The sequence below is a fragment of the Solidesulfovibrio fructosivorans JJ] genome, from assembly GCF_000179555.1.
Classification (GTDB): domain Bacteria; phylum Desulfobacterota; class Desulfovibrionia; order Desulfovibrionales; family Desulfovibrionaceae; genus Solidesulfovibrio; species Solidesulfovibrio fructosivorans.
In genome coordinates this window covers 72,320-95,672 of record NZ_AECZ01000010.1, presented here as the reverse complement: position 1 = coordinate 95,672, position 23,353 = coordinate 72,320, and the positions used below count along the sequence as shown (strand labels likewise).

At 64.2% G+C, this 23,353-nt stretch carries 20 protein-coding genes; 10 read left to right on the top strand and 10 right to left on the bottom strand.

The genetic code is table 11. The annotated features are described in order from the left end of the window. Window positions 1-19 precede the first annotated feature (19 nt). Complete coding sequence (locus tag DESFRDRAFT_RS20725) at window positions 20-3,013, top strand: PAS domain S-box protein (protein ID WP_005993232.1); 2,994 nt, start codon at window positions 20-22, stop codon at window positions 3,011-3,013. 8 nt (window positions 3,014-3,021) lie between these two features. Here the strand turns inward: DESFRDRAFT_RS20725 and DESFRDRAFT_RS09105 are convergent, their stop codons facing one another. The 3 genes from DESFRDRAFT_RS09105 to DESFRDRAFT_RS09095 form a co-directional block, all read right to left on the bottom strand. Further along, complete coding sequence (locus DESFRDRAFT_RS09105; protein ID WP_005993229.1) at window positions 3,022-4,176, bottom strand: DUF459 domain-containing protein; 1,155 nt, start codon at window positions 4,174-4,176, stop codon at window positions 3,022-3,024. Further along, a complete protein-coding gene (locus DESFRDRAFT_RS09100) occupies window positions 4,142-5,296 on the bottom strand; it encodes an SGNH/GDSL hydrolase family protein (protein WP_005993227.1) in 1,155 nt (384 codons plus the stop codon). The genes DESFRDRAFT_RS09105 and DESFRDRAFT_RS09100 overlap by 35 nt, the downstream gene beginning before the upstream one ends. A 303-nt stretch (window positions 5,297-5,599) precedes the next feature. Then, the gene (locus tag DESFRDRAFT_RS09095; RefSeq protein ID WP_005993226.1) at window positions 5,600-5,971 is read right to left on the bottom strand and encodes an SH3 domain-containing protein; all 372 of its coding nucleotides are present in this window, start codon (window positions 5,969-5,971) and stop codon (window positions 5,600-5,602) included. 240 nt (window positions 5,972-6,211) lie between these two features. On the opposite strand from DESFRDRAFT_RS09095, the gene argF reads away from it, so the two are divergent. The 4 genes from argF (at window position 6,212) to DESFRDRAFT_RS09075 (ending at window position 11,584) form a co-directional block, all read left to right on the top strand. Continuing rightward, the gene (argF, locus tag DESFRDRAFT_RS09090; RefSeq protein WP_043794354.1) at window positions 6,212-7,120 is read left to right on the top strand and encodes an ornithine carbamoyltransferase; all 909 of its coding nucleotides are present in this window, start codon (window positions 6,212-6,214) and stop codon (window positions 7,118-7,120) included. A 20-nt stretch (window positions 7,121-7,140) separates the two neighbouring features. Then, complete coding sequence (locus tag DESFRDRAFT_RS09085; protein ID WP_005993222.1) at window positions 7,141-8,334, top strand: argininosuccinate synthase; 1,194 nt, start codon at window positions 7,141-7,143, stop codon at window positions 8,332-8,334. Window positions 8,335-8,660: 326 nt separating this feature from the next. Continuing rightward, window positions 8,661-10,043, top strand: a complete 1,383-nt coding sequence (gene argH, locus DESFRDRAFT_RS09080; RefSeq protein WP_005993220.1) for an argininosuccinate lyase — start codon at window positions 8,661-8,663, stop codon at window positions 10,041-10,043. Further along, window positions 10,025-11,584, top strand: a complete 1,560-nt coding sequence (locus DESFRDRAFT_RS09075) for a sigma-54-dependent Fis family transcriptional regulator (protein ID WP_005993218.1) — start codon at window positions 10,025-10,027, stop codon at window positions 11,582-11,584. The genes argH and DESFRDRAFT_RS09075 overlap by 19 nt, the downstream gene beginning before the upstream one ends. 89 nt (window positions 11,585-11,673) lie before the next feature. Here the strand turns inward: DESFRDRAFT_RS09075 and DESFRDRAFT_RS23105 are convergent, their stop codons facing one another. The 4 genes from DESFRDRAFT_RS23105 to DESFRDRAFT_RS09060 form a co-directional block, all read right to left on the bottom strand. Next, complete coding sequence (locus DESFRDRAFT_RS23105) at window positions 11,674-13,419, bottom strand: methyl-accepting chemotaxis protein (protein WP_005993217.1); 1,746 nt, start codon at window positions 13,417-13,419, stop codon at window positions 11,674-11,676. A 99-nt stretch (window positions 13,420-13,518) separates the two neighbouring features. Next, complete coding sequence (locus DESFRDRAFT_RS22105) at window positions 13,519-13,800, bottom strand: hypothetical protein (RefSeq protein WP_144004987.1); 282 nt, start codon at window positions 13,798-13,800, stop codon at window positions 13,519-13,521. 223 nt (window positions 13,801-14,023) lie between these two features. Further along, window positions 14,024-15,709, bottom strand: coding sequence for an energy-dependent translational throttle protein EttA (ettA, locus tag DESFRDRAFT_RS09065; RefSeq protein WP_005993215.1), 1,686 nt, complete (start codon window positions 15,707-15,709; stop codon window positions 14,024-14,026). A gap of 236 nt (window positions 15,710-15,945) precedes the next feature. Continuing rightward, entirely contained in the window at window positions 15,946-17,472 is a 1,527-nt protein-coding gene (locus DESFRDRAFT_RS09060) for a 30S ribosomal protein S1 (protein WP_005993213.1), read from the bottom strand. A gap of 138 nt (window positions 17,473-17,610) precedes the next feature. Between DESFRDRAFT_RS09060 and DESFRDRAFT_RS09055 the strand changes: the two genes are divergently transcribed. Then, window positions 17,611-18,615 (top strand): metal-dependent hydrolase, encoded by a 1,005-nt coding sequence (locus tag DESFRDRAFT_RS09055; protein ID WP_005993211.1) that lies wholly within the window; start codon window positions 17,611-17,613, stop codon window positions 18,613-18,615. A 260-nt stretch (window positions 18,616-18,875) separates the two neighbouring features. Here DESFRDRAFT_RS09055 and DESFRDRAFT_RS09050 read toward each other — a convergent pair whose 3' ends face one another. Further along, the gene (locus DESFRDRAFT_RS09050) at window positions 18,876-19,757 is read right to left on the bottom strand and encodes an AraC family transcriptional regulator (RefSeq protein ID WP_005993209.1); all 882 of its coding nucleotides are present in this window, start codon (window positions 19,755-19,757) and stop codon (window positions 18,876-18,878) included. A gap of 225 nt (window positions 19,758-19,982) precedes the next feature. Here DESFRDRAFT_RS09050 and DESFRDRAFT_RS09045 point away from each other — a divergent pair, with 225 nt between their 5' ends. The 4 genes from DESFRDRAFT_RS09045 to DESFRDRAFT_RS09030 are packed head-to-tail and all read left to right on the top strand — an operon-like array spanning window position 19,983 to window position 21,987. Continuing rightward, window positions 19,983-20,588 carry a hypothetical protein gene (locus DESFRDRAFT_RS09045; protein WP_005993207.1) on the top strand — a complete coding sequence of 202 codons (606 nt, stop codon included), beginning with the start codon at window positions 19,983-19,985 and terminating at the stop codon, window positions 20,586-20,588. 15 nt (window positions 20,589-20,603) lie between these two features. Continuing rightward, the gene (locus DESFRDRAFT_RS09040; RefSeq protein ID WP_005993205.1) at window positions 20,604-21,149 is read left to right on the top strand and encodes a DUF2975 domain-containing protein; all 546 of its coding nucleotides are present in this window, start codon (window positions 20,604-20,606) and stop codon (window positions 21,147-21,149) included. An 8-nt stretch (window positions 21,150-21,157) separates the two neighbouring features. Next, the gene (locus DESFRDRAFT_RS09035; RefSeq protein ID WP_005993203.1) at window positions 21,158-21,379 is read left to right on the top strand and encodes a helix-turn-helix domain-containing protein; all 222 of its coding nucleotides are present in this window, start codon (window positions 21,158-21,160) and stop codon (window positions 21,377-21,379) included. 11 nt (window positions 21,380-21,390) lie between these two features. Then, window positions 21,391-21,987, top strand: a complete 597-nt coding sequence (locus DESFRDRAFT_RS09030; protein ID WP_005993201.1) for an NAD(P)H-dependent oxidoreductase — start codon at window positions 21,391-21,393, stop codon at window positions 21,985-21,987. Window positions 21,988-22,488: 501 nt separating this feature from the next. On the opposite strand, the gene DESFRDRAFT_RS09025 is transcribed toward DESFRDRAFT_RS09030, so the two are convergent. After that, window positions 22,489-22,929, bottom strand: coding sequence for a DMT family transporter (locus DESFRDRAFT_RS09025; protein ID WP_005993199.1), 441 nt, complete (start codon window positions 22,927-22,929; stop codon window positions 22,489-22,491). Between the two features lie 15 nt (window positions 22,930-22,944). Continuing rightward, window positions 22,945-23,352 carry a YccF domain-containing protein gene (locus DESFRDRAFT_RS09020; RefSeq protein ID WP_005993198.1) on the bottom strand — a complete coding sequence of 136 codons (408 nt, stop codon included), beginning with the start codon at window positions 23,350-23,352 and terminating at the stop codon, window positions 22,945-22,947. Window position 23,353: the final 1 nt, after the last annotated feature.

Below are 23,353 nucleotides of genomic sequence, written 5' to 3'. Positions count from 1 at the left end.
GCCCCGGCAAGGAGCATCCATGAATTTGTTCCCAAAGACCATGCTCCTTGGTCTTGTCAACAACGCGGCGCTGCTGCTGGCGCTCGCCTTTCTTTACGATTCGTTCACCAGGGGCGAAGGACCCCATCCTTCCGGTCCAAGGCGCGTGCTGACGGCGATTTGCCTGGGCGGCATCGCCATGGCCGTGATGCTCAACCCATGGGAGCTGGAGCCGGGGCTTTTCTTCGATACCCGTTCCATTTTGCTCGGCGTGGCCGGGCTTTTTTTCGGGCTTATGCCCACGGTCGTGGCCACGGTGATGGTGGCCGGCCTGCGTTTGGCCCAAGGCGGCGTCGGCATGTATGTCGGCGTTGCCGTCAGCGTTGTCTCGAGTCTGATCGGGTTGCTCTGGCGGCGCTGGCGCAAGGACCGGCTGGCCACGATAACCCTTGGCGAACTCTATCTTTTCGGTGTGGCCGTCCATGCGGCCATGCTGGCCTGCATGCTGCTGTTGCCGGGCGACTATGCCCTGATGACGCTGCGTCGCATCGCCCTGCCGGTGTTTGCCGTTTACCCCGTAGCCACGGCGGCCCTGGGGCTTTTGCTGGTCAGGCGGCTGGCCCGAAACCAGCTTGTCATGCGGCTTTCCGAAAGCGAGTCGCGCTACCAGAGCCTTTTTGAAAATAGCCACGCCGTCATGTTGCTGATCGATCCCGAGGATGGCGCCGTGGTCGACGCCAATCCCTCGGCCTGCGCCTATTACGGCTGGACCCGCGAGGAGATCCGGCAAAAACGGATGCGCGACATCAACACGCTGCCGCCCGCTGCCGTGCGCGCCGCCATGGTGAACGCGAGGAATCGGCGTGTCACCACCTTCAGTTTCCGCCATCGTTTGGCCGACGGCCGCATCCGGGAGGTCGAGGTTAATGCCGGGCCGATTCGCCTCATGGGCCGGGAATTGCTGTATTCCGTGGTCATTGATGTGACGGATCGCCTGGAGGCCCAGCGTCGACTGATCGAAAGCGAGAAGCGGTTTCGCCAACTCGTGGAGCATGCCCCAAGCGGTGTTTTCGTCCAGACCGGGGGGCTTTTCGCCTACGTCAATCCCCATGCCCGCAGCTTGCTGGACGTGGATACGCCCGGGGCTTTGGTCGGCAGCCCGGTGTTGGAGCGCATTGCCCCCGAAGACCGGGCCATGGTGCGCGCGCGCATGCATGAAACCGACGTTCTCCACCGCGCCGTGCCCATGATCGAGGAAAACATGCTGCGCATGGACGGGGGCGCGTTTCTGGCCGAAGTGGCGGCGGTTCCCGTCGAGTGGGACGGCAAGGAAGGTTCCCTGGTCTTTTTCCACGACATCACCGAGCGCAAGCGCGACGAGGAGCGCCTGCGCCTAAGCGAAGCCCGAATGCAAAGCCTTTTCGCCGTCACCCAGATGGAGGCGGCCGGCCTCGACGAACTGCTCGTCCATGCCGTGGAAGAGGCCAGGCGGCTGACGGGGAGCCTTTTCGGCTGCATGTTTGTCGAGGACGGGGCGGACGGCCGGTTGTCGCGCGTGGCCGAGGCCTGTGACGGTCAATGCCTGCGCCATTGGCCGGGCGGACCGTTTGAGCGGCAAGTTCCGGAACAATGGTCCGAGGCGCTGACAGGCCGCCGGCCCATTGTCCTTGATGGCGGACCGGGGGGCCAAGACGGGGAGACCCTGTGCGTGCCCATCGTATCGGACAAGGAAGTGGCGGCAATGCTGGTCGTTGCCGGCAAGCGCAAACCCTACGACGCTTCCGACATCCGCATAACCTCTCTTTTCATGGATGCCGTATGGCGAATGGTGGCCAGACGACGCGATGCGGCGGCGTTGCTTTCGGCCAAGGAGGCGGCGGAGCGCGCCAGCCGGGTCAAAAGCGAATTTCTGGCCAACATGAGCCATGAACTCCGCACACCCTTAAACGGCATTCAAGGGATGACCCAACTGCTCGCCGCGACCAGCCTGACGCCCGAACAGCGCGAATACGTGCGCGCCGCCCTGGTTTCCTGCCGCCGGCTGACGCGTCTTCTGGGCGATATCCTCGACCTGTCCCGAGTGGAATCCGGCAAGCTCACCTTGCTCCCCGAACCGTTCCGGTTGGCGGACCTTCTGTCCGCGGTGGCGGCCGCCTTCATGCCGGCCTGCCTCGAGGCGGGAATCGACTGGGGCACGGAAGTCGCCCCGGGCGTCCCCGAGATTCTTTTCGGCGACGAGGGCAGGGTGCGCCAGATTCTCTACAATCTGGTCGGCAATGCCGTGAAGTTCACCAAGACCGGCGGCGTTCGCCTGGAGGTCTGGGCCGGGCCGGTCGACGCCTCGGGCTGCGGGAGCCTGTTTTTTGCCGTGACCGATACCGGGGTCGGCATCCCGGCACCGGAACTGGAACGGATTTTCGAAGCCTTTCACCAGGTGGAGCGGTCATTTTCCAGGCGTTTTCAGGGGGCGGGACTCGGTCTTGCCATCGTGCGCCGCCTGCTCGACCTCATGCAGGGGACCATCAGCGTGGAAAGCGAGGTCGGCCGGGGGACGCGTTGTGTGTGTGCTTTGCCGCTCATCCGTCCGCAACCGCAACATCAAAAAGAGCGGGCGGCCCTTGCGGCTGACGCCGCATCGGGAGCCGCCGCCGACATGCGCATTCTGGTGGCCGAGGACGACGCCATAAACGCCATGGCCATAAGCCGCATGTTGGAAAAACTCGGTCATGTCGTGACCGTGGCCCATAACGGTCGTGAAGCCGTGGACCTCGCGCTGACCGTCCAACCCGACTGTATTTTCATGGACGTGGGCATGCCGGTTCTCGACGGGGTCCAAGCTATGGCGCGCATCCGGGAGCGGAACCGGGAAGCGGGGCGAGAGCCCGTCCCAATCATCGCCATGACGGCCCATGCCATGGCCGGGGACAGGGAAAACCTGCTGGCCGCGGGCATGGACGACTACGTGTCCAAGCCCGTGGATCAGAATGCCCTGGTCGCGGCGCTGCTGCGGGCCCGGGGCAAGATGGCGACCTAAATAAGGGACTACTGTCTGTGTTTGACCGGGAGGCGCAAGGCCTGCCCGAGCGACAGGCGGGTCGCCTCCACGTTGGGATTGATCGCCATGAGATCGTCGGCGGAGATCCCCATGCGGCGGGCGATGACGCGGATGGTGTCCCCTTTTTTTACCGTATAGACCTTGCCCGACGGCCTGGCCTTGCTCTTTGGGGGCTTTGTCTCCTGGGGCGCGGCGACGATCTGGTCGGGGATGGGGTGTACGTCCCGGGCGTAGGCGCGCAGTTCGTCCACGCCGGCGATGGGGGGCAGGTGCTCCCGCTTGGCGATGCCGGCCAGAACGACGCCGCCGAGAAGCTTGGCCCCGGATTCCGTCATATGCACGCCATCGGCCGTGCGCAGGGTCAGGTGCTCGCCGGTTGCGCCGTCGCGGCCATGGCGGCTGTAATGGCCGTCGGGATCGCTGAAGGCGGCCTGGGTGTCGATGAAGCGACAGCCAGGCGCGGCGGCGCACATGGCCGCGAGCGCTGTGTTGACTTGCCCGACGCCCTTGGCCAGCTCCGTCTCGCCCATGGCCGGCACACCCACCCAGTAGACCCGGACGTTCGGATTGGCCGCGCGGCAGATGGCCACCATCTCGCGCGCCTTGGCGGCATAGGCCTTGGGCCAGTCGGGATTGTCGAAGAAGACGCGGCTGCCGTCCGGCCCATCCACGGGCATGACGTCGTTGGCCCCGATCATGATGACCACGACATCCGGCGGATCGTCGCCGGCGACGCGTTCGCGCAGCCTGGCCGGCCAGTCGAGAAGTTCGGGTCTGGTCAGCCCGGTCGAACGCGTGCCGTCGCGGGTGAAGTCGATGCCCGTCGCGCCGGCGAGGGCATGCTCCATCTGCTCGCCAAGGCTTATGGAGAGCGAATCGCCGACGGCGAGCACGCGCAGGGGCTTGGCGTGGGGCGGCTTGGGGGCGCGACGGGAAAAAAGGTCCGACGGGGTAAGCTGGCCGTCGGGTTGGGTCGTCTCGCCGCTCTCGCCTTTGCAGGAGACGGCCGTCAGACACAGGGCACAGGCCAAAAGCAGCGGGAGAACGCGCTCCGTCCCGACGTGTCGGGCGCGGGCTAGGCCGGCGTTTGGCGCCTTGGTGCGGAGATCATGGCTTGTTGGAAGCCGTCGTATTGGTCGCATCGGATTTCTTGGGCCGCAGTTCCATGTCCTTGGCCAGGGAGGCCAGGAAGGATTGAGCCAGGATGTCGCCCCCGGCCACGGTGAAATGTATCTTGTCGTTGGCCCGGACCTTGATCTTGACGCCTTTTTCATTGGGCAGAAACGTCGAATAATTGCCCTGGGCGTCGGTGAGCAGATTCCAGGTTTCGAGGAAGCGACTGGTGGAGTATTTGGCGCATTCCGTCTTGAGAATCTCGTTCATGACCTGGGCCTGCTTGGCAAAGGCCGGATCGCCCATGATGGGCAGCCCGATCCAGTAATTGCGGATGCCTTTGTCCTGCAGGGCGCCAAGAAGGTTTTCCAGGCGCATGGCGAAGACCTCGGGCCAGGTCTTGTTGGTGCTTCCGGGGGGGCGGGGTTTTTCGTTGACGTTGATGTACTTGGCGTCGTTGGCCCCCATCATGACGACCACGACGTCGGGATCGTATTTGTCGAGGAAGACGCGCAGCGCCCTGCCCCAGTCGTAATACTTGGGATTGGCCAGGCCGCTCGAAACCTTGCCTTCCTCGAAAAGCTGCACGCCGTCGAGTTCGGCCACGGACCGGCGAAGGGACAGGGATAGGCCGATGGCCAGGGAATCGCCCACCACCAGCATGCGATGCGGGGCTTGCAACTTGGCGGCCGTCAGTTTGGGGCCTTCCTGGTGTTCCGTTGCGGGTGCGCCCGCAACGGGGGCGGTGGCCTCTTCATCGCCCGTTCCCAGAGGATGGGGCGGAGCCAGGGCGGCCAGCAAGCCGGTCGTATCCACGGCTATATCGCCCTTGAGCACCGGCTGGTTGGGGTCCAGGCGGTCATGCAGGGCCTGGGCCGCCTTGGCCGTGGCCGGCGCGTCCCGACACGCCAGGGTGTTCTTGTAGGTCTCGTCGAAATAAGGAGCCAGGTCACAGTCCATTTTCCGGGAGACGGCGGCGAGGCCGGTTTCGCGCCAGAGGTTGCGCACGTGCCGCACTTCGCGGGCCACACCGGGGGCGGGGCCGTCGGCCAGCCGCTCATCGACCCACACCGACACCTTTTCAATGTTGGCCATGGCCGTCACCACCACGGCGATATAAAAAATCAGGCAGGCTTTTTTCCAGCTCATGGGCCTTGACTGTGCTCGGGAGTTAGGAGGAATGGGGGATTCGCCGCAAGCCATCGGTCGGCTTAGGCCCGGGCATTCTCGTTTGCGGGCGGGGTCGGGGCGTGATGGAAGGCGGCGGCCCGAACCGGCGTTGCGGCGGTAAAGAGGCGTTCGTATAACCAGAGGATGTGCCGGCGTGCGGCTGTCGGCGGGAAATGTCGCATCCGGTCAACTATAGAGCCGGCGGGGCGCTTTGTCCAGACGGGGAGCGGGTCGGCGGCGGGCGGTCTGGCCGATCGCCCGCCGCATGGTCCGAAAAAAGCTTTAATCGAGGTACTTGGTGGCGACCCAGCCTTCCAGCCCCCGGCCGGGGACAAAAACATGGGTCCAACCGCCCTGGTGGTAGAGCACCTGGACCTGCTCGCCGAGATCGAGCGAGGCCATGATGCCGCACTTGGTGGTCGGGCAGGACCGCAGGCTCAGATACTGGGTATTGACCTGGGCGTAGACGACGCTCGGGGCGACCACGACAGGTGTGGCCACGCAGCCGTATCCCGGCGACCAGTAGTAGCCGTCCGGGCAAACGGGCGGCGGCGTCGGCACGTACACCGTGGGGCCGGCCGCGACCACGCATCCGGACAGGGCCACAAGGGCCGTGAAACCAACCAACAGGCACACCGCGCGCATTGCCTTCATAAGTGCCTCCTCCCGCCTGGATTATGGGCCGCCGGGCCCGTGTTTCCGCGCAAGGCCGTATCGCTGGCCCGGCGACGGATGGGATGTATGAGCATGGAGTTTGCTACCACCCTGACGGCGGCCGGGTCAACGCATTCGGGACGGCCGCGCGCCGCCATGGGCCTTTACAAGATGCACAGGATAAGACTATATATTATCTTTTCTACAATTTCCGGCAAGTCGCGTCGCAAGGATATCGTCATGCCCCAACACTTCCTGACCATTCTGGATTTCTCCAAGCAAGAGGCGGCCGCCCTGCTCGACAGGGCCGCCGCCATGAAGGCCGTCGATTACCGCTCGGACCTGCTCGACGGCAAAACCTGCATCCTCGTCTTCGAAAAGGCCTCCACCCGCACCCGCGTCTCCTTCGAGGTCGCCGTGCGGCATCTCGGCGGCTGGCCCATTTTCATGACCCAAAACGATTCCCAGCTCGGCCGCGACGAACCCATCCGCGATACCGCCCGGGTGCTGTCCCGCTACGCCGACTGCCTGATCGTACGGACCTTCGGGCACCACAAGCTGGAGGAACTGGCCGCGGCCGGCTCCATCCCCGTGGTCAACGCCCTGTCCGACGAATACCATCCCTGCCAGATCATGGCCGACCTGCTCACCATGCGCGAGCACTCCGGCGGCCTGGAAGGGCTCACTTTGGCCTTTGTCGGCGACGGCAACAATATTGCCCATTCCCTTATCAACGCCGCCGCACGCTTCCCCTTCCGCGTGGTCGTGGCCGCGCCCAAGGGCTATCAGCCCGATCCCGCCGTGGTCGCCCGCGCCCGGGAAGAAGGGGCCGATGTGGCGGTGGTCGACGATCCCGCAGAAGCGGCCAAGGGCGCGGACTACCTCTATACCGACGTCTGGGCCTCCATGGGCCAGGAATCGGAGCAGGCCATTCGGGCCAGGGCCTTCGCCGGATTTCAGATCAACGACGCCCTCGTCGCCCTGGCCAAGCCCGACGTCAGGGTGCTCCATTGCCTGCCCGCCCATCGCGGGGAGGAGATCACCGATTCCGTCATGGAAGGGCCGCACTCCGTGGTCTGGGACGAAGCCGAAAACCGCCTCCATGTCCAGAAAGCCATTCTCGAATGGATTTTCACCAAGGGGAAATAACCCCGCAAAAGGAACGAGCCATGAGCGCCATCAAGAAAGTCGTGCTCGCCTATTCCGGCGGCCTCGACACCTCCGTCATCCTCAAATGGATCAAGAAGACGTATGACTGCGAAGTCATTACCGTCACCTGCGACCTGGGCCAGGAAGAGGAACTCGACGGCCTGGAGGAAAAGGCCCTGCGCACCGGCGCGTCCAAGGCCTACATCGACGACTTGCGCGAGGAATTCGCCAAGGATTTCATCTTCCCCATGCTGCGCGCCGGCGCCGTCTACGAAGGCCGCTACCTGCTCGGCACCTCCATCGCCCGGCCGCTTATCGCCAAGCGCCTGGTCGATGTGGCCCGGGCCGAAGGCGCCCAGGCCGTGGCCCACGGCGCGACCGGCAAGGGTAACGACCAGGTCCGCTTCGAGCTGACCACCGGCGTCCTGGCTCCCGATCTGCGCACCATCGCCCCCTGGCGTGAATGGGACTTCGCTTCGCGCACCGACCTCATCAATTTCGCCAAGCAAAACGGCATCCCCGTACCCTCGGACAAGAAAGGCTCGGACCACAGCATGGACCGCAACCTGCTGCACTTGAGCTTCGAGGGCGGCGAGCTGGAAGACCCCTGGAACGAGCCCGGCCCCGACACCTATCTCCTCACCGTGCCCGTCGAGAAGGCCCCGGACACCCCGGACGTCGTCACCATCGATTTCGAGCACGGCGACCCGGTGGCCGTTGACGGCGAGAGACTCTCGCCGGCCTCGCTCATAAAGCTTCTCAACACGCTCGGCGGCAAACACGGCATCGGCCGTATCGACATGGTCGAGAACCGCTTTGTCGGCATGAAGTCGCGCGGCGTCTACGAGACCCCGGGCGGCACCATACTCCATATCGCCAAGCGCGACCTCGAAGGCATCTGCCTCGACCGCGAGGTCATGCATCTGCGCGACGGGCTCATCCCCAAGTATGCCGAGATGGTCTACAACGGCTTCTGGTACGGTCCGGAACGCAAGGCCCTGCAAGCCATGATCGACGAAGCTTCCAGCCGCGTCACCGGTGCCGTGCGCGTCAAGTTGTACAAGGGTCAGGCCTATCCGGTGGGCCGCAAGTCGCCCAATAGCCTCTACAACCCCAAGCTCGCCACTTTCGAAAAGGACGAGATCTACAACCAGGCCGACGCGTCCGGCTTCATCAAACTGGTCGGCCTGCGCCTGCGCGGACTCGGGAAGTAGGGGAGGGGGGAAGCGCAGGGGCTCCGCCCCTGACCCCGCCAGGGCTCTGCCCTGGACCTGCCGGGGGGCTTGATGCCCCCCGGGCCCCCTTTTTCGGCTTTGGTCGGGCGAGACCATGGCGGGGAAGCGGGACGCCGGACGGATTGCGGCGACAAGGTGCGCCAGCGGCGAAGCGCCGCATGGAAGAACGTTAGGACCAGGGGATTATACAACTCCGTTGAGAGTTTTTGGGGGAGGGTGGGGGTCCGGGGGAGGGAACCCCTTTTTTTGCAAAAAAGGGGTTCCCTCCCCCGGTTCCTCTTCCCCTCCTCCGGAGGATACACACCATGTCCACCAAAATGTGGGGCGGGCGGTTTGGCGAAGGAACCGGGGCCTTGATGGAGGCGTACAGCGAGTCGGTTTCCTATGACCGACGCATGTACCGGCAGGATATTGCCGGTTCCAAGGCCCATGCCCGGATGTTGGCCAAGCGCGGCGTTTTGACCGGCGACGAGGCCGAACGCATCGTGGCCGGTCTGGATCAGGTGCTGGACGAGATCGAGGTGGGCGGGTTCCCCTGGCGGGGGGAGTTCGAGGACGTGCACATGAATGTGGAGCAACGTCTGACCGAACTCATCGGCCCCCTTGGCGGCAAGCTGCACACCGGCCGCAGCCGCAACGACCAGGTGGCGCTGGATTTCAGGCTCTACGTGGCCGAGAGTCTGGATGTCTGGACAAAGCTTTTGCGGGAGCTGATCGGCGTTTTCCTTGACCGGGCCGGAGAGCACAAGGACACGTTGCTGCCGGGCTGCACGCATATGCAGCCGGCCCAGCCCGTGAGCCTCGCCCATCATCTGCTCGCCTATGCCTGGATGCTGCGGCGCGACTGCGAGCGGGCCGAGGATGCGCTCAAAAGGGTCAAGGTGTCGCCTCTTGGCGCGGCCGCCCTGGCCGGCACCACCTATCCCCTCGATCCGGGCATGGTGGCCCGGACGGTGGGCTTCTCCCAGGCCTTCGCCAACAGCATGGACGCCGTCTCGGACCGCGATTTCGTGCTGGAGCCCCTTTTTTGCGCCTCGCTGGTCATGGCGCATCTGAGTCGCTTTTGCGAGGAGATCATTCTCTGGGCCAACCCGCGTTTCGGCTATGTTGCGCTGCCCGATGCCTACGCCACAGGATCGAGCATCATGCCGCAGAAAAAAAATCCCGACGCGGCGGAACTGATGCGCGGCCGGGTGGGGCGGGTGTATGGCTCGCTTATGGGGCTGCTTACAGTTGTCAAGGGGTTGCCGCTGACGTACAATCGGGACTTGCAGGAAGACAAGGAGCCGTTTTTCGACGCCGATGACACCGTGCGGGCCTCGCTTCGGGTCATGGCCGGGATGCTTGGCGCACTGGCCTTTCGTCCCGAACGTATGCGCGAAGCCCTGACCCAGGGCTATCTCAACGCCACGGAGCTGGCGGATTATCTGGCGGCCAAGGGTGTTCCGTTTCGGGAGGCCCACCACATCACCGGCCATGCCGTGGCCTTTGCCGAATCCAAGGGCAAGGCGCTCGAAGAATTGACCCTTGACGAATTGCGTGTGTTTTCACCGGCCATGGAGGCTGATGTTTTCGAGGCCCTGCGGTATGAAACCGCCGTGGCCAGACGTAACGGACCCGGCGGCACGGGTCCCGAATCCGTGACCGCACAGATGGCGGAACTTACCCGATGGCTTCAAAAACGCTAAATCTGCAGCTCTCCTGCCTTTCCGCCATAAGCGGCATTATCGACAAGGCGCTCGACCTCGAGCAGTCCCTCCAGGATATTTTGCGCATCCTGGCCGAGACGCTCTCCATGAAGCGCGCCACCATCACCCTGGTCGACCGCTCCACGGGCAAGCTTGTCATCAGCGTTTCCCAGGGGCTTTCCACCGAGGAAAAGCGGCGGGGCGTGTACGGCCTCGACGAGGGCGTCACCGGGCTCATTTTCCAGACGGCCCAGCCCTACGTGGTGCCGGACATCCGCAACGAGCCGCTTTTCCTGGATAAAACACAGTCGCGCAAGATCGAGCGCCATACGATCTCCTTTGTCGGAGTGCCGATCATTTTGCACGGCCAGGCCATCGGCGTGCTCAATGTGGACCGGCTTTTCGGCGACGAAGTGGACTACGGGGAGGACGTGGCCTTTTTGACCGTCGTGGCCACGCTCATTGCCCAGTTCATGAGCCTCAACCAGAAATACGAGGCCAAGGTCGAGAATCTCAAGCGGGAAAACATCTCGCTCAAATACAAGCTGTCCCAGGAATCCCAGGGGCTCTATATCGTCGGCAAGAGTCTGGCCATGCAGGAAGTGCAGCGCCAGATCGAAAAGGTCGCCCCGACCCGGGCCACGGTGCTGCTCCTTGGCGAGTCCGGCACCGGCAAGACGCTTATCGGCCGCATCATCCACGATCTTTCCGAGCGCAAAGACTATCCCTTCATCAAGGTCAACTGCGCCTCGATTCCGGAAACCCTGCTGGAATCGGAACTCTTCGGCTATGAAAAGGGTGCGTTCACCGGGGCGGACCAGACCAAGCCCGGCCGGTTCGAAGAGGCCAACAAGGGCACGCTTTTTCTCGACGAGATCGGCGAACTGCCGCTCGGGCTCCAGGCCAAGCTGCTGCGCGTGCTCCAGGACAAGGAGTTCGAGCGCCTGGGCAGCAACAAAACCCGGCAGGCGGACGTGCGCATCCTGGCCGCCACCAACAAGGATCTGGCCGCGTTGGCCGAGGAGGGTTCCTTCCGACCCGATCTCTACTACCGGCTCAACGTTTTTCCGCTCAACGCCCCGCCGCTTCGGGACCGCAAGGAAGACATCCCGAGCCTGCTCATCCATTTTCTCAACAAGGTCTCCAAGGAATACGCCCGCAAGCTGACCTTTTCCACCGAGGCCCTGGCCGTGCTCAAGCAATACGACTGGCCGGGCAATGTCCGCGAAATGGAGAACCTTGTCGAACGGTTGGTGATTTTGGCCGAGAACGAGCGGATCGACGCCGACCTCATCCGGCCCTACCTGACCATCCAGCCCCGGGAAGAGGGCGGCCAGGAGCTCGAGTTCGGCGGCGAAAGCTCTCCGTCGCTGCAAAGCCTGGAGAAGTCCGTCATCATCGACGCCCTGCGCCGCAGCGGCGGCATCCAGCACAAGGCGGCCCGCGAACTCGGCATCACGCCGCGCCAGATGGGCTACCGGGTCAAAAAATTCAATCTCGAATCCCTGGTCGCCGTGCAGCGGGTCAAGAGCCGCGCTTAGGCGTGGTTGGAGAGGAATATGCGAGAGGGGGAACCCGTTGAAATGGGTTCCCCCTCTCGCGTTTTTTCTTTTCGGAACTTTCACTGCAACTAGCGCGTCATTTCCAGGTAGAGGCGGTTGAGCGCGTCAAACAGCTTGACCCGGGCGTCCTCGAATGCGTCCATGCGGGCCGCGGCTTCCTCGTTTTTTCCTTGCCCGGCCAGGCCGGCGATGGTCTTGGCCAGGGCGTGCACGCGCTCGTGGTGCTGTCCGATTTCCTGAAACGTCGCGGCATCGCCGAATTTGCTTTGTCCCTCGTCGTCGTACCAACGGCCGAATTGGCACTGGTGGTGATCGGCCACTTCCGAGGCCTCCAGGCGCGCATGGCCCAGCAGCACGGCTTCCAGGCGGGCCCGCCAGGCCAGATGGGCGGTCTTGATGGCCGCGATGTCAAACGGCGCGTCACCCAGTCGAAACCCCTCGATCTCCCGGGCCAGATGGCCGGTCAGCCGCGTCAGCTCCCGGGCGGCGGAATTGACCTGCAGGACGCCGGCGGCCATATCGGCCACCGATTGGGCAACGGTGGCCGCGCTTTCGGAGATGCCCTGCACGGCTATATGCCCGCTTCTGGCCCGGTCGCGCATGTCCGTCGCTTTCTCGGATGTCGCGGCCAGGTTCCGGGCGATTGCGGCCGTGGCTTGGGAATGTTGCGCGGCGGCGCTGGAGCTGGCGAAGACCATATCTTTGAGGGCGTCCACGATTTCGGTGATGCCGCCCACTTCCCGGCTGACCGCCATCATGGACTCCATGAGCGCGTCCGTCTCGCCGATCTGCTCTTCCGCAAGGCGCATGCTGTCCTCGACGGCGGCGACAGCGCTTTCCGTGGCGGCCAGATTGTTGCCGGCCATGGTCTGGATGGAGTGGATGGCCGTCTCCACATCCTTGGTGGCGGCCATGGTTTTTTCGGCAAGCTTGCGCACTTCGTCGGCCACCACCGCGAAGCCGCGCCCGGATTCGCCGGCGCGGGCCGCTTCGATGGCCGCGTTTAGGGCGAGCAGGTTCGTCTGGTCGGCGATGTCGGCAATGACGCCGAGGATCGCGCCGATGGATTTGCTGTCGCGTCCCAGGGCGTCCATGTCGTGTTTGAGGGCCACGGCCCGGTCACGAACGCTTTCGATGGAGGTCGTGACCTGTCGCAGACCGTCGACGCCGCTTGAGGCCTGTGTGCCCAGGGATTCGATGCGCGTGGCGTTTTCCCGGGCCGTCCGGGAGGCCCGGTCGACGGCGTCCCGGGCTCGCTCCATGTTACCGGCGATGTCGTCGCTGGCTTGGCGCATCTGGGTGACGGCCGCGGCGATGCTGCCGATGTGGCCGGCGACTTCCCCGGCGGCCGCGTTGACGGCCTCCATCTCGCCCGAAAGCCGGTGCGACTCGTCGTCGATGCCGGACGCCTCGGCCTTGGCTTCCTGGGCCATGGCGCATGCTTGGTCGGAGTGGTGTTCGAATTCCCGGGAATAGGCGGCGATGGTGTTCACGGCGTTGCGGTCGTTGATGCAAAACGTGCGCAGCCGCGTTACGGCCGGGCAGTCCGCCTCGGGGTCGACGCAGCCGCGCAAATCCCCGGCGGCAAGGCGCAGCAGCGCTTCCTGGTTTTTCTTTTGCCGCCGGAGCAACGGCAGCAGGCGGCGGCAGGCGAACCAGACGGCGCAGACGGCGAAAACGGTCCAGCCAATGGCCAGGGTGGGCGGCAGCCAGGAAGTGGCTGGCACGAACGCGGCGATGAGCGTCAGGCACCAGTCAAGGGCCAGCAGGCCGGCAAGAAGGAAAAATACGGGCATGACGGCGGGGCGGGGCATGGATGTCTCCTCGAGTGCAATGGGGCGTTGCGGAAAGAACGGGGAATGCCGGAGAGATGTATCGCCTCGGCAAAACGCGTGTCCTGTCGGGACGGTCGGTTACCAGACGACCGGTTTCGGATTGATGTCGTCGTTGTCCATCTGCTGCCAGTAAGGAGAGAGAGGAGGGTGGATGCCGATCCGCCGCGTGGCCCCGGCGTCATCCGTCTGTCCCCACCGTTTGAAGCGTTCGTTGCCGCCGCCGAACGCTGAGGACCAAAATGTCCGAGTTTTCGATCCTCCGTCATACGCCTCCTTGTTCCGCTTTCCGCCGCCTTGGGGCGGGGGGCAATTGCTCAATTGACGCCCGCCGTTGCGGGCGGAAATCTCGATTGCTTTCATAGCGCAAGTTATTGCGGGCAGCCAGTCTGGAGAGGCTTTTTGCATTCCTTCGGGGCAGAATGAAAAAGGCCGCCCACACGATGCGCGGGCGGTCTTTGGGGTGACGTATAAGCGTTTCTGGAAGAAAGGTGAGGTGGTTAACACCATAAAAAGTTTCAGGAGGGGGAGAGCGCGAGAGGGGAAACCCTTTTCAAAGGGGTGCCCCTCTCGCATCTCTTCAGCCTTAGGCCCGGCTGAAATGGCGGTACTTGATGCGGTGGGGAATGTCGGCGTCGGCTCCGAGGCGCGCCTTGCGGTCGGCCTCGTATTCCGTGAAGTTGCCGTCGAAAAAGACCGCTTTGCTGTCGCCTTCGAAGGCCAGAATGTGGCTGGCCACGCGGTCGAGGAACCAGCGGTCGTGGCTGATGACCAGGGCCGAGCCGGCAAAGGACAAAAGGGCGTCTTCCAGGGCCCGCAGGGTGTTGACGTCCAGGTCGTTGGTCGGTTCGTCGAGCAGCAGCACGTTGGCGCCGCTTTTGAGCATCAGCGCCAGATGCAGGCGGTTTTTCTCGCCGCCGGAGAGCACCTTGACCTTCTTTTGCTGGTCCTGGCCGGTAAAGTTGAACCGGGCCACGTAGGCGCGGGCGTTGACGTCCCTCGTGCCCAGCCGGATGGTGTCGTAGCCCTCGCCCACGGCCTCGAACACAGTCTTTTCTGGATCAAGGGATTCACGGTTCTGGTCCACGTAGGCCAGCTGCACCGTCTCGCCGAGCTTGAAGCTGCCGGCGTCGGGCGTTTCCTGCCCGGTGATCAACTTGAACATGGTGGTCTTGCCCGCGCCGTTGGGGCCGATGATGCCGACGATGGCCCCGCGCGGCACGGTGAAGGTCAGGTTTTCGAAAAGCAGCTTGTCGTCGAAGCCCTTGGACACGCCCTCGGCCTCGATGACGTTCTTGCCCAGGCGCGGTCCGGGCGGAATGTAGATTTCCAGGTCCTTGGCCAGACGGTCGCTTTCCTGGGAGGCCAGGGATTCGTAGGCGGTGATGCGGGCCTTGGACTTGGCGTGACGGCCGCGCGGGGACATGCGCACCCACTCGAGTTCGCGGGCCAGCGTCTTCTGACGTTCGCTTTCGGACTTTTCCTCCTGGCGCAGCCGTTCCTGCTTCTGCTCCAACCACGAGGAATAGTTGCCCTTCCAGGGAATGCCCCGGCCACGGTCGAGCTCCAGGATCCAGCCGGCCACGTTGTCCAGGAAATAGCGGTCGTGGGTGACGGCGATGACCGTGCCCGGATAGCCGTGGAGGAAATGCTCCATCCAAGCCACGGTTTCGGCGTCCAGGTGGTTGGTGGGCTCGTCGAGGAGCATGATGTCGGGCTTTTGGAGGAACAGGCGGCATAGGGCCACGCGGCGACGCTCACCGCCGGAGAGCACGGACACGGGCGTGTCCGGGGGCGGGCAGCGCAGGGCGTCCATGGCCATCTCCAGCCGGCTGTCGAGTTCCCAGGCGTCGCAGGCGTCGAGCTTTTCCTGCACCTCGCCCTGGCGTTCGATCAGCGCGTTCATGGCGTCATCGTCCATGGGCTCGGCAAAGGCGGCGTTGATGTCCTCGAATTCCTTGAGAAGCGCCACCGTGTCGGCCACGCCTTCCTCGACCACCTCGCGCACCGTCTTTTGCACGTCCACCAGCGGGTCCTGCTCCAGATAGCCGATGGTGTGCCCCGGGGTCAGGACGGTTTCGCCCTGGAAATCCTTGTCCACCCCGGCCAGAATCTTGAGCAGCGTGGATTTGCCCGCGCCGTTGAGCCCCAGCACCCCGATTTTGGCGCCGTAGAAATACGACAGCGAGATGTCCTTGATGATCGGCTTCTTGTCATGGAACTTGCTGACGCGGATCATCGAATAAATGATCTTATTCGGCTCGGCGGCCATGAAACCTCCTGCGTAGGAATATAATGAAAAGACAGTGCGAGAGGGGAAACCCTTTAAAAAGGGTTCTCCCCTCTCGCGCTCTCCCTTTCCTAAATTTTCTAACGGGTTTTAAAGGCTACTTGGAACGGATGTCGGGCGAAAACATGCCGTTATGATGCAAAGTCTTTGGAAAGGGGGCCCGGGGGAAGAACCTTTCTTCAGAAAGGTTCTTCCCCCGGCATGATTTCTCAATACACTTATCCCTTTTTACGGGAGATGGCTTCCTGGAGCTTCTCGCCGAGGAGTCCCAGGCCGCCGCCGGAAAAGCCGCCGCCGGACTTTTCCTTTTTGGCGTACTGCCGCCAGTCGTCGTTCTCACGGTCGCCGTGGCCGCGGTGATCGCGGTTGTCCCGCTTGAAATCCCGCTCCTTGGTGCCGCCGACGGGGGCGAGGGTCATCTTGCGATTTTCCGTGTCGATCTCGGAAACGATGACCGGCACCGTGTCGCCGGATTTGACCTTTTCATAGGTCGCCGGCTCCAGAGCGTCGCGCAGCTTGGACGCCGGCAAAAGGCCGGTGACCCCGGGGGCGAGGTTGATGAACAGGCCGTACTGCTGGCGGTTTTCCACGATGCCCTCGACGGTCGCGCCAACGGTGAAGGTCTCGGGCACCTTTTCCCAGGGATCGCCGGCCGCTTCCTTGAGGCTTAAGGAAATGCGCCGTTTGGCCAGGTCGATGTCCTTGATGGACACCGTGACGACGTCGCCGGGGTTGACCACGTCGGACGGCTTGGCGATGCGGCGGGTGTGGCTCATCTCGCTGACGTGGATAAGCCCCTCGATGCCCGGGGCGAGTTCCACGAACGCGCCGAAGTCGGCCAGCCGCGTCACCTTGCCCTCGACCTTGTCCCCGACGGCGAACTTCTCGCTCACGCTGTCCCAGGGATCGGGTCCGGCCTGCTTGATGGAAAGCGAAATGCGGGGACGGCCTTTCTTGTCGCGGTCGAAGGCCAGCACCTTGACCGTGACGGCCTGTCCCAGCGACACGGCGTCCTCGGGCTTTTCGGCCCGGGACCAGGACAGCTCGGACAGGTGGACCAGCCCTTCGAGTCCCGGAGCCACTTCGGCAAAGGCACCGAAGGTGGCGAAGCGGGTGATTACGGCCGGGATGACGTCGCCGGGATTGACCGATTCCAGGAACCGCAATTCCGATTCGGCCCGTTCCTCTTCGAGCAGCTTGCGCCGGGAGACGACGATATTGCGGCCGTCGCGTTCGAAGGTGGTGATGGCGAAGCTGTAGGTTTGACCGACATGGGCCTCGGGGTTTTCGGTGAAGGCGATGTCGATCTGGCTGACCGGGCAGAACGCCCGGCGGTGCAGGATCTCCACGTCGAAGCCGCCCTTGCGCGAGGCCGTCACCTTGCCTTCCACGGGCACGCCCGCCTCGAACGCCGCCCGAAGCGCCTCGGCGCCGCCTTGTCCGGTCAAAGCCTTGGACAGCAGCACCTCGTCGCCGCGCAGGGAAACGACGTAAAGGGTCACGGATTCGCCTTCGCTGACGGTCAGCGTGCCTTCCTCGTCGAGAAACTCCGACTTGTCGGCCACTCCGTCGAGCTTGGTGCCGGTGTCCACCACCACGGTCGTGTCGGTGATGGTGATGATGGGTCCGGTGATACGGTCGCCAACGTTGATTTCGCCGCCACGTTCGGCCAAAGAGGCCTCCATGAGCGCGGCGAATTCGCCCTCGGCCGGCATGTCCTTGGTGTCCGGCGTCTTGTCTGCCATGATCGCTCCGAGATAAAAGAGGATGATTTGGGCGCGAACGCGCCGGGGCGCACTGTAGCGCAGCGGCGCTCCTTGTCAAATGCCAATTCGGCCCTATATGAGGAAAATTGGTCTGCAAGGTTTTTTTGGGGAGGCTCCATGGACCCAGTCACCCATGTCGCGGCCGGCGTGCTTATCGGACAGGCCGCCAAAGACCGCTTTCCGGCCGGCCGGGCGCTCGTGCCCCTGGCCGCCTTTGCCGCCTGGATGCCTGACATCGACAACGTTGTCACGCTGTTCGGCCCGGAAGCCTACATGCGCTACCACCGGGGGCTGACCCATTCGCTTCTCGGCGGCGCGGTCATGGCCTGGCTTTTGGCCTTTATCGTGAGCCGGTTTTGGCGCGAGGTCAACCTGGCCCGGCTCTTTGTCCTTTTCTACCTGTGCGTGCTGTCGCACCTTTTTCTCGACTGCATCACCACCTACGGCACCGGGATTTTTCAGCCGTTCTCCGATGTTCGCGTCTCCTTTCCCTCGGTCTTCATCCTCGACCCGATCTACACCCTGACCCTGGTGACGCTGGGGGTGGTCGGGGCGCTTCGTCCCATGGCCCGCAAGAAGCTGGCCACGGCCGGACTGGTCGTACTGCTGGCCTGGCCGGCGTTTAGCTTCGGCGTGGGCCAGTTCGTGGCCGCCCGGGCCCAGGCGCTTTTGGCCGGGCAGGGGGAGCGCGTCGCGTCCGTCACCGTCCAACCCGACGCCTTTGCCCCGCTATGGTGGAAGGTCGTGGCCGACAAGGGGGATTCGTATCTGCTCACGGGGCTGACCCTGACCTCGCCGGATACGCTCTTGCCCGTGCGCCGCTTCCACAAGGCCGACCGGGCCGAACTCGAGGCCCTGGGCCGGCAGGCTCCTGTTTTTTCCGAGTACGTCTGGTTCACCGATTTTCCGGTCAAATCCGCGAACACCACCCCGCAAGGCTCCACCGTCACCTTCAAGGACCTGCGATTCATGGCCATAAACCCCCTGGTGGCCGAGGTGCGCGGTCCGGCCGTGCCCTTTACGCTCACGGCCTATCTCGATCCGGCCGGCAAGCTGGTGCGGGCGCTCTTTTCCCAGGTGGGCAAGGCGGAGGTGATCTTGCCCGCTATGGCGCTTCGATGAGGAAGGTCTTGCCGGCATCGGCCAGAGCCTGCCTGACGGCTTCCAGACCCATGCAAGCGGCCCAGGCCGTCAGCTCTTTTCCGGTGTAGCAGTCTCCTGCCAGGCCAAGGACGGCTTACCGATGGGCTTGGCGGATGCCTGCGATATGCCCGGGCTGGGCGGGGATAATGCGGTAAGACATGAAGGCTGGTAAACGCCGGTTGGGGATCGGGGTCAAGGGGCGGCGCGCGACATGCCGCCCCTGTGGCATCTCTTCGCGTCTATCGGGCCGCTTCCAACGGCACGCAGATTTCCGTCAACCACTCCTCGGGCGGCGTGGTCTTGGGATCGTTCAAGTAGAACTCCAGGCTCGGCGCGCCGGCGAACTCCCGGCCCGAGTCCGGTCCCCATACGCCGCACAGCCAGGCATAGGCTCCGGCGAGCAGGGTATACGGCCCTTTGATCACGGCTGTGGCGTAGTCGCCGTCGCCAACGACCGCAACCGGCAATTCCGGCGTGCCGGCAAAACCCTCCGGCACGGTCAGGCAGGCGTCGTAGCGGATTTTTTCCGGCGGTGTGATCTGGGGATCGTCGTGCCCCACGCCCAGGAATTTTGTGTCAGGCCCGAAAAGGCCGCGTTTGCCGGCCTCGGCGCACAGCTTCACCCAGGCCGCCTCGCACTGGTCATAGGGTCCCACATGCCGCACGCAGGCCACGCGCAGCGGCGGCAAACGCTTGATCGTCACTTCAAGTTCCATGCATCTCTCCTTCATGATAATAGGGGGCAACAGTTCCGACAGTTCCCTGGGGCGCGACCGTCCCCGGAACGCCTTACGCCAGGCGGAGGGGGGCATGCCGTAGGCGGCGCGAAAGGCGCGCGTGAAAGCCTCCGGCGCTTCGAATCCCGCCCTCAAGGCCACCTCCGTAACGGAGCATTTCCCATAAGACAGCCGGTGCGTCGCCCGCGCCAGCCGTAGCCGGCGCAGGTAGGCCCTGACGCTTTCTCCGGTCATCCCGGTGAAAATGCGGTGGAAATGGTAGGGCGAAAAATGGGCCTCGCGCGCGATGTCATCCAGGCTCAGTTCCTCGTCAAGCCGCGCTTCCATGAACCGCATGGCCCGCATGATCCGCCTCTGCCATTCCTTCCTCGTTTCCGTGCCCATGTTCCCTCCGCTTCCCTGATTAGCCGTTCCCGTGGCGCTTCGCCTGACGATCCTTGCTCTTTTTTGAAGACCATCGATTGTTGTTTTGTGGTATAAAATTATTGTTGAACGATAATTCAATCTCGACTATCAGGGTTTTGTCCGGACGATCCCGCCGCCGTGCGACGGGGAGGGCAAGGGCGTGGCACGGCCGGCCGCGCCCTTGACAACACAAGGAGTCGGTACATGAAATGCTGCATCGCCCTGTTCCTGGCTTTCGCGCTGCTTGCCGGCTGCGCCAAGACGGTGTCCACGAATCTCGCGACCGGTCAAGGCCTTGTCGCGGGCCGGCAATTGGGCAGGACCGCCGTGCTGGTCTGGTTCGGCTTCGAGGCGAACGACGCCAAGGGGAAAAAGAAAATCGAGAAAGTTCGGGAGATCATCACGACCCGGTTCACCCGGTTGCCGGGGACGACGCTCGGCGGCGACGACGCCCTGGTCAAGGCGCTTGAACCCCTTGCCTGGCGCGACGCGGGCGACGTGGAACTGCTGGCCGCGGCACGCAAGGCGGGCTGCGACAGCGTGGCCCTGGTCGAGGTGGCCGCCTGCGGCGGCGAGCTGAGCATCGGGCTCACGCCGCTTCCGGTCTGGGCTGTGACCACGCGGTTCTCCTACCGGCTGCGGCTGCTCGACGTGCAATCCGGCAGGCTCGTGCAAAGCGCCATGCGCGGCAGGGAAACCGGCGGGGCCTATACCGTGCGGGGCCTCGATGCGCTCATGCGCGATTTTGACGCGGACCTGGCGTCCGTGCTGACCTTCGCCACACCCCAGGCGACTCTGGAAACGCATTAATCCCTGGAGCACGCAATGGAATCGAAAAGCAATCTGGACCGTATCCGCCGCCTTGGCGGCATACTTGAACGCGTCTGCCTGATCGCCGCCGTATCGTTCGTGCCGCTGACCGCCTTGTTCTGGGCCGCGTTCAACAGCCTGCCGTCCACCATGACCGCCGAGGCCGTCAGGCAGGCCGCCTCTCCGGTGCTCCCGGCCTGGGTGCGGGGGCTGTGTTTCCTTACGGCCCTGGTCCCTGGCACGGCGCTTATGCTGACCCTGTTGCGCCTGCGCCATCTTTTTGCCCTGTACAAGGAAGGCCGCATCTTCACCCTGGCCAACGTGGTCTGCTTTCGTTCCGTGGCCAGGGCGCTTTTGTGGTGGGCCATTGCCTCCATCATCCATACGCCGCTTTACGGGTTGGCCGTCACCGCCGCCAATCCGCCCGGGCGGCACTTGCTGACCCTCGGCATCGGCTCCACGGAGGTGGAGCTCTTTTTCATCGCCACCCTGGCCGTCGTCATTTCGCGGGTCATGGACGAGGCCCGACGCCTGGACGAAGAACAAGCCCTGACGGTATAGGCCCGGCCATGCCGATCATCGTCAACCTCGATGTCATGCTGGCCCGTCGCAAGATGGCCTCCAAGGATCTGGCCGAGGCCGTGGGCATCACCGCCCAGAACCTTTCCATCCTCAAAACCGGAAAGGCCAAGGCCATCCGTTTCGCCACCCTGGAAGCCATCTGCCGGGAGCTCGCCTGCCAACCCGGCGACATTCTGGAATACCGGCCGGATGTCGCCACGGTGGAATAAAAAGGAATCCCATGCCATACGCCGTCATTCTGGCCCATCCCCGTCCCGGCAGCTTCAACCATGCCCTGGCCCACGCCGCCTGCGCCGCCCTGGGGCGTCTGGGCGCGGAGGTCCGCTTGCACGACCTCTATGCCGAGGGCTTCGATCCCTTGCTCGAAGCGCCCGAGATGGGCCGCGATGCGCCGTTGTCTCCCTCCCTTTCGCTGCATTGCCGGGAGATCGCCGCCGCCGAGGGCATCGTCATCGTGCATCCCAACTGGTGGGGCATGCCGCCGGCCATTCTCACCGGCTGGGTGGATCGCGTCATGCGCCCGGGCGTTGCTTACGAATTCCTGGAAGGCGACAATGGAGAAGGCGTGCCGCGCGGACTGCTTTCCGCCCGGGGGGCCGTGGTCCTCAACACCTCCAATACGGCCCGGGAACGCGAAGTGCGCGTCTTCGGCGATCCGCTGGAACGTATATGGAAAGACTGCGTCTTCGGCTTGTGCGGCGTGGCCGACGTGCGTCGCCGCATGTTCGAAACCGTCGTCACCAGCAGCCCCGGGACCAGGCAGGAATGGCTGCGCCAAACCGAAGCCCTCATCCTGGAAACCTTTTCCGTCTCCTGATGTCGTGACGTCGGCCCTGGCAGGGGAGGCGCTGCCTCCCCTGCCACCCCACCGGCTGGGGCTCCGCCCCAGACCCCGCCGGGAGGCCGAGGGCCCCCCGGCCCCCCCTTCCGGTGTGCTTTGCCGGGCGAATGCTTGGCTGGCTTGCGGTCAGGCGGAGAGTGGAGAAGATGGAGTCGGAATTTGTCGGGACGATGCATGTCGCTTCGCGACAAGCTCGCCCCAAGCAAATTCCGCCGCCACCACGCCGGTCGCCCCAAAGGGGCGACATTCAGAAAAACTGCTTGTTCTTAAAATGCGGCGCTTCGCCGCTGGCGCGGTTGTTGCCGCAATCGGCCCGGCGTCGAGGGGCGAAAGCCCCTCGTGTCGCCGGGCCGATTGCGGCAACAAGACCCCACCAACCGCACCTCCGCCCACCATCCCAACCCGGTAAAAGGGGGTCCGGGGGACATCAAGTCCCCCGGCGGAGGGGTCCAGGGGAGGCGGAGCCTCCCCTGGCGTTTACATCCGAATCAGATACACCCCGGCCAAAAGCAGCACACTTCCGAGCAGCCGTTTGCCGTCGAAGGGGATGTGGGGGTAGCCGAGGAGGGCGTAGTTATCCAAGGCCATGGAGGCGGCCATCTGGCCGGCCAGGGTCAGGGCGATCATGGCGCCCGCGCCGATACGCGGGGCCAGGATGACGGTGGCGGTGACGAAGAAGGCTCCCAGCGAACCGCCGACCCAGTACCACCAGGGGGCGACGGGCAGGGCGCGGGAGACGGGCACGCTTTGGCTCATGACGGCGAGCACCAGGCCAAGGACCAGGGTGCCGACGAGGAAGGACACGAAGGCGGCGGGGATGGCGCCGTTGATGACGTCGGCGAGCTTGGCGTTGATGCCGGCCTGGACGGGCATGAGCATGCCGGCGACGATGGCCAGGATGATAAAAGCCGTTTGCATCGGGGTGCTCCGTGATCAGTATTGCTTGTCGACGACGGTCTTGCCGATGGGGGCCAGGGCGAGCGTTGCCAGCTTGAGGTGTTGCAGGGCGAAGGGGATGCCGATGATGGTCACGAAGTTGGCCACGGCGGCGAGCAGGTGTCCGATGGCCAGCCACACGCCGCACAGCACGAACCAGATGATGTTGCCGAGAAGCCCGAACGGCCCGGTGCCGATGTCCTCGCCCGAAACGTGGCGGCGGTCGACGACTTCCTTGCCGAAGGGCCAGAACGACAGGTTGCCGAGCACGAAACAGGCGCGGGTCCAGGGGATGCCGATGATGGTGATGGCCATGAGGATGCCGGCCAGGTACCAGCCGATGCCCATCCAGAAACCGCCGAGGATGAGCCAGAGGATGTTCATGAGGAAGTTGACGGGCTGCATG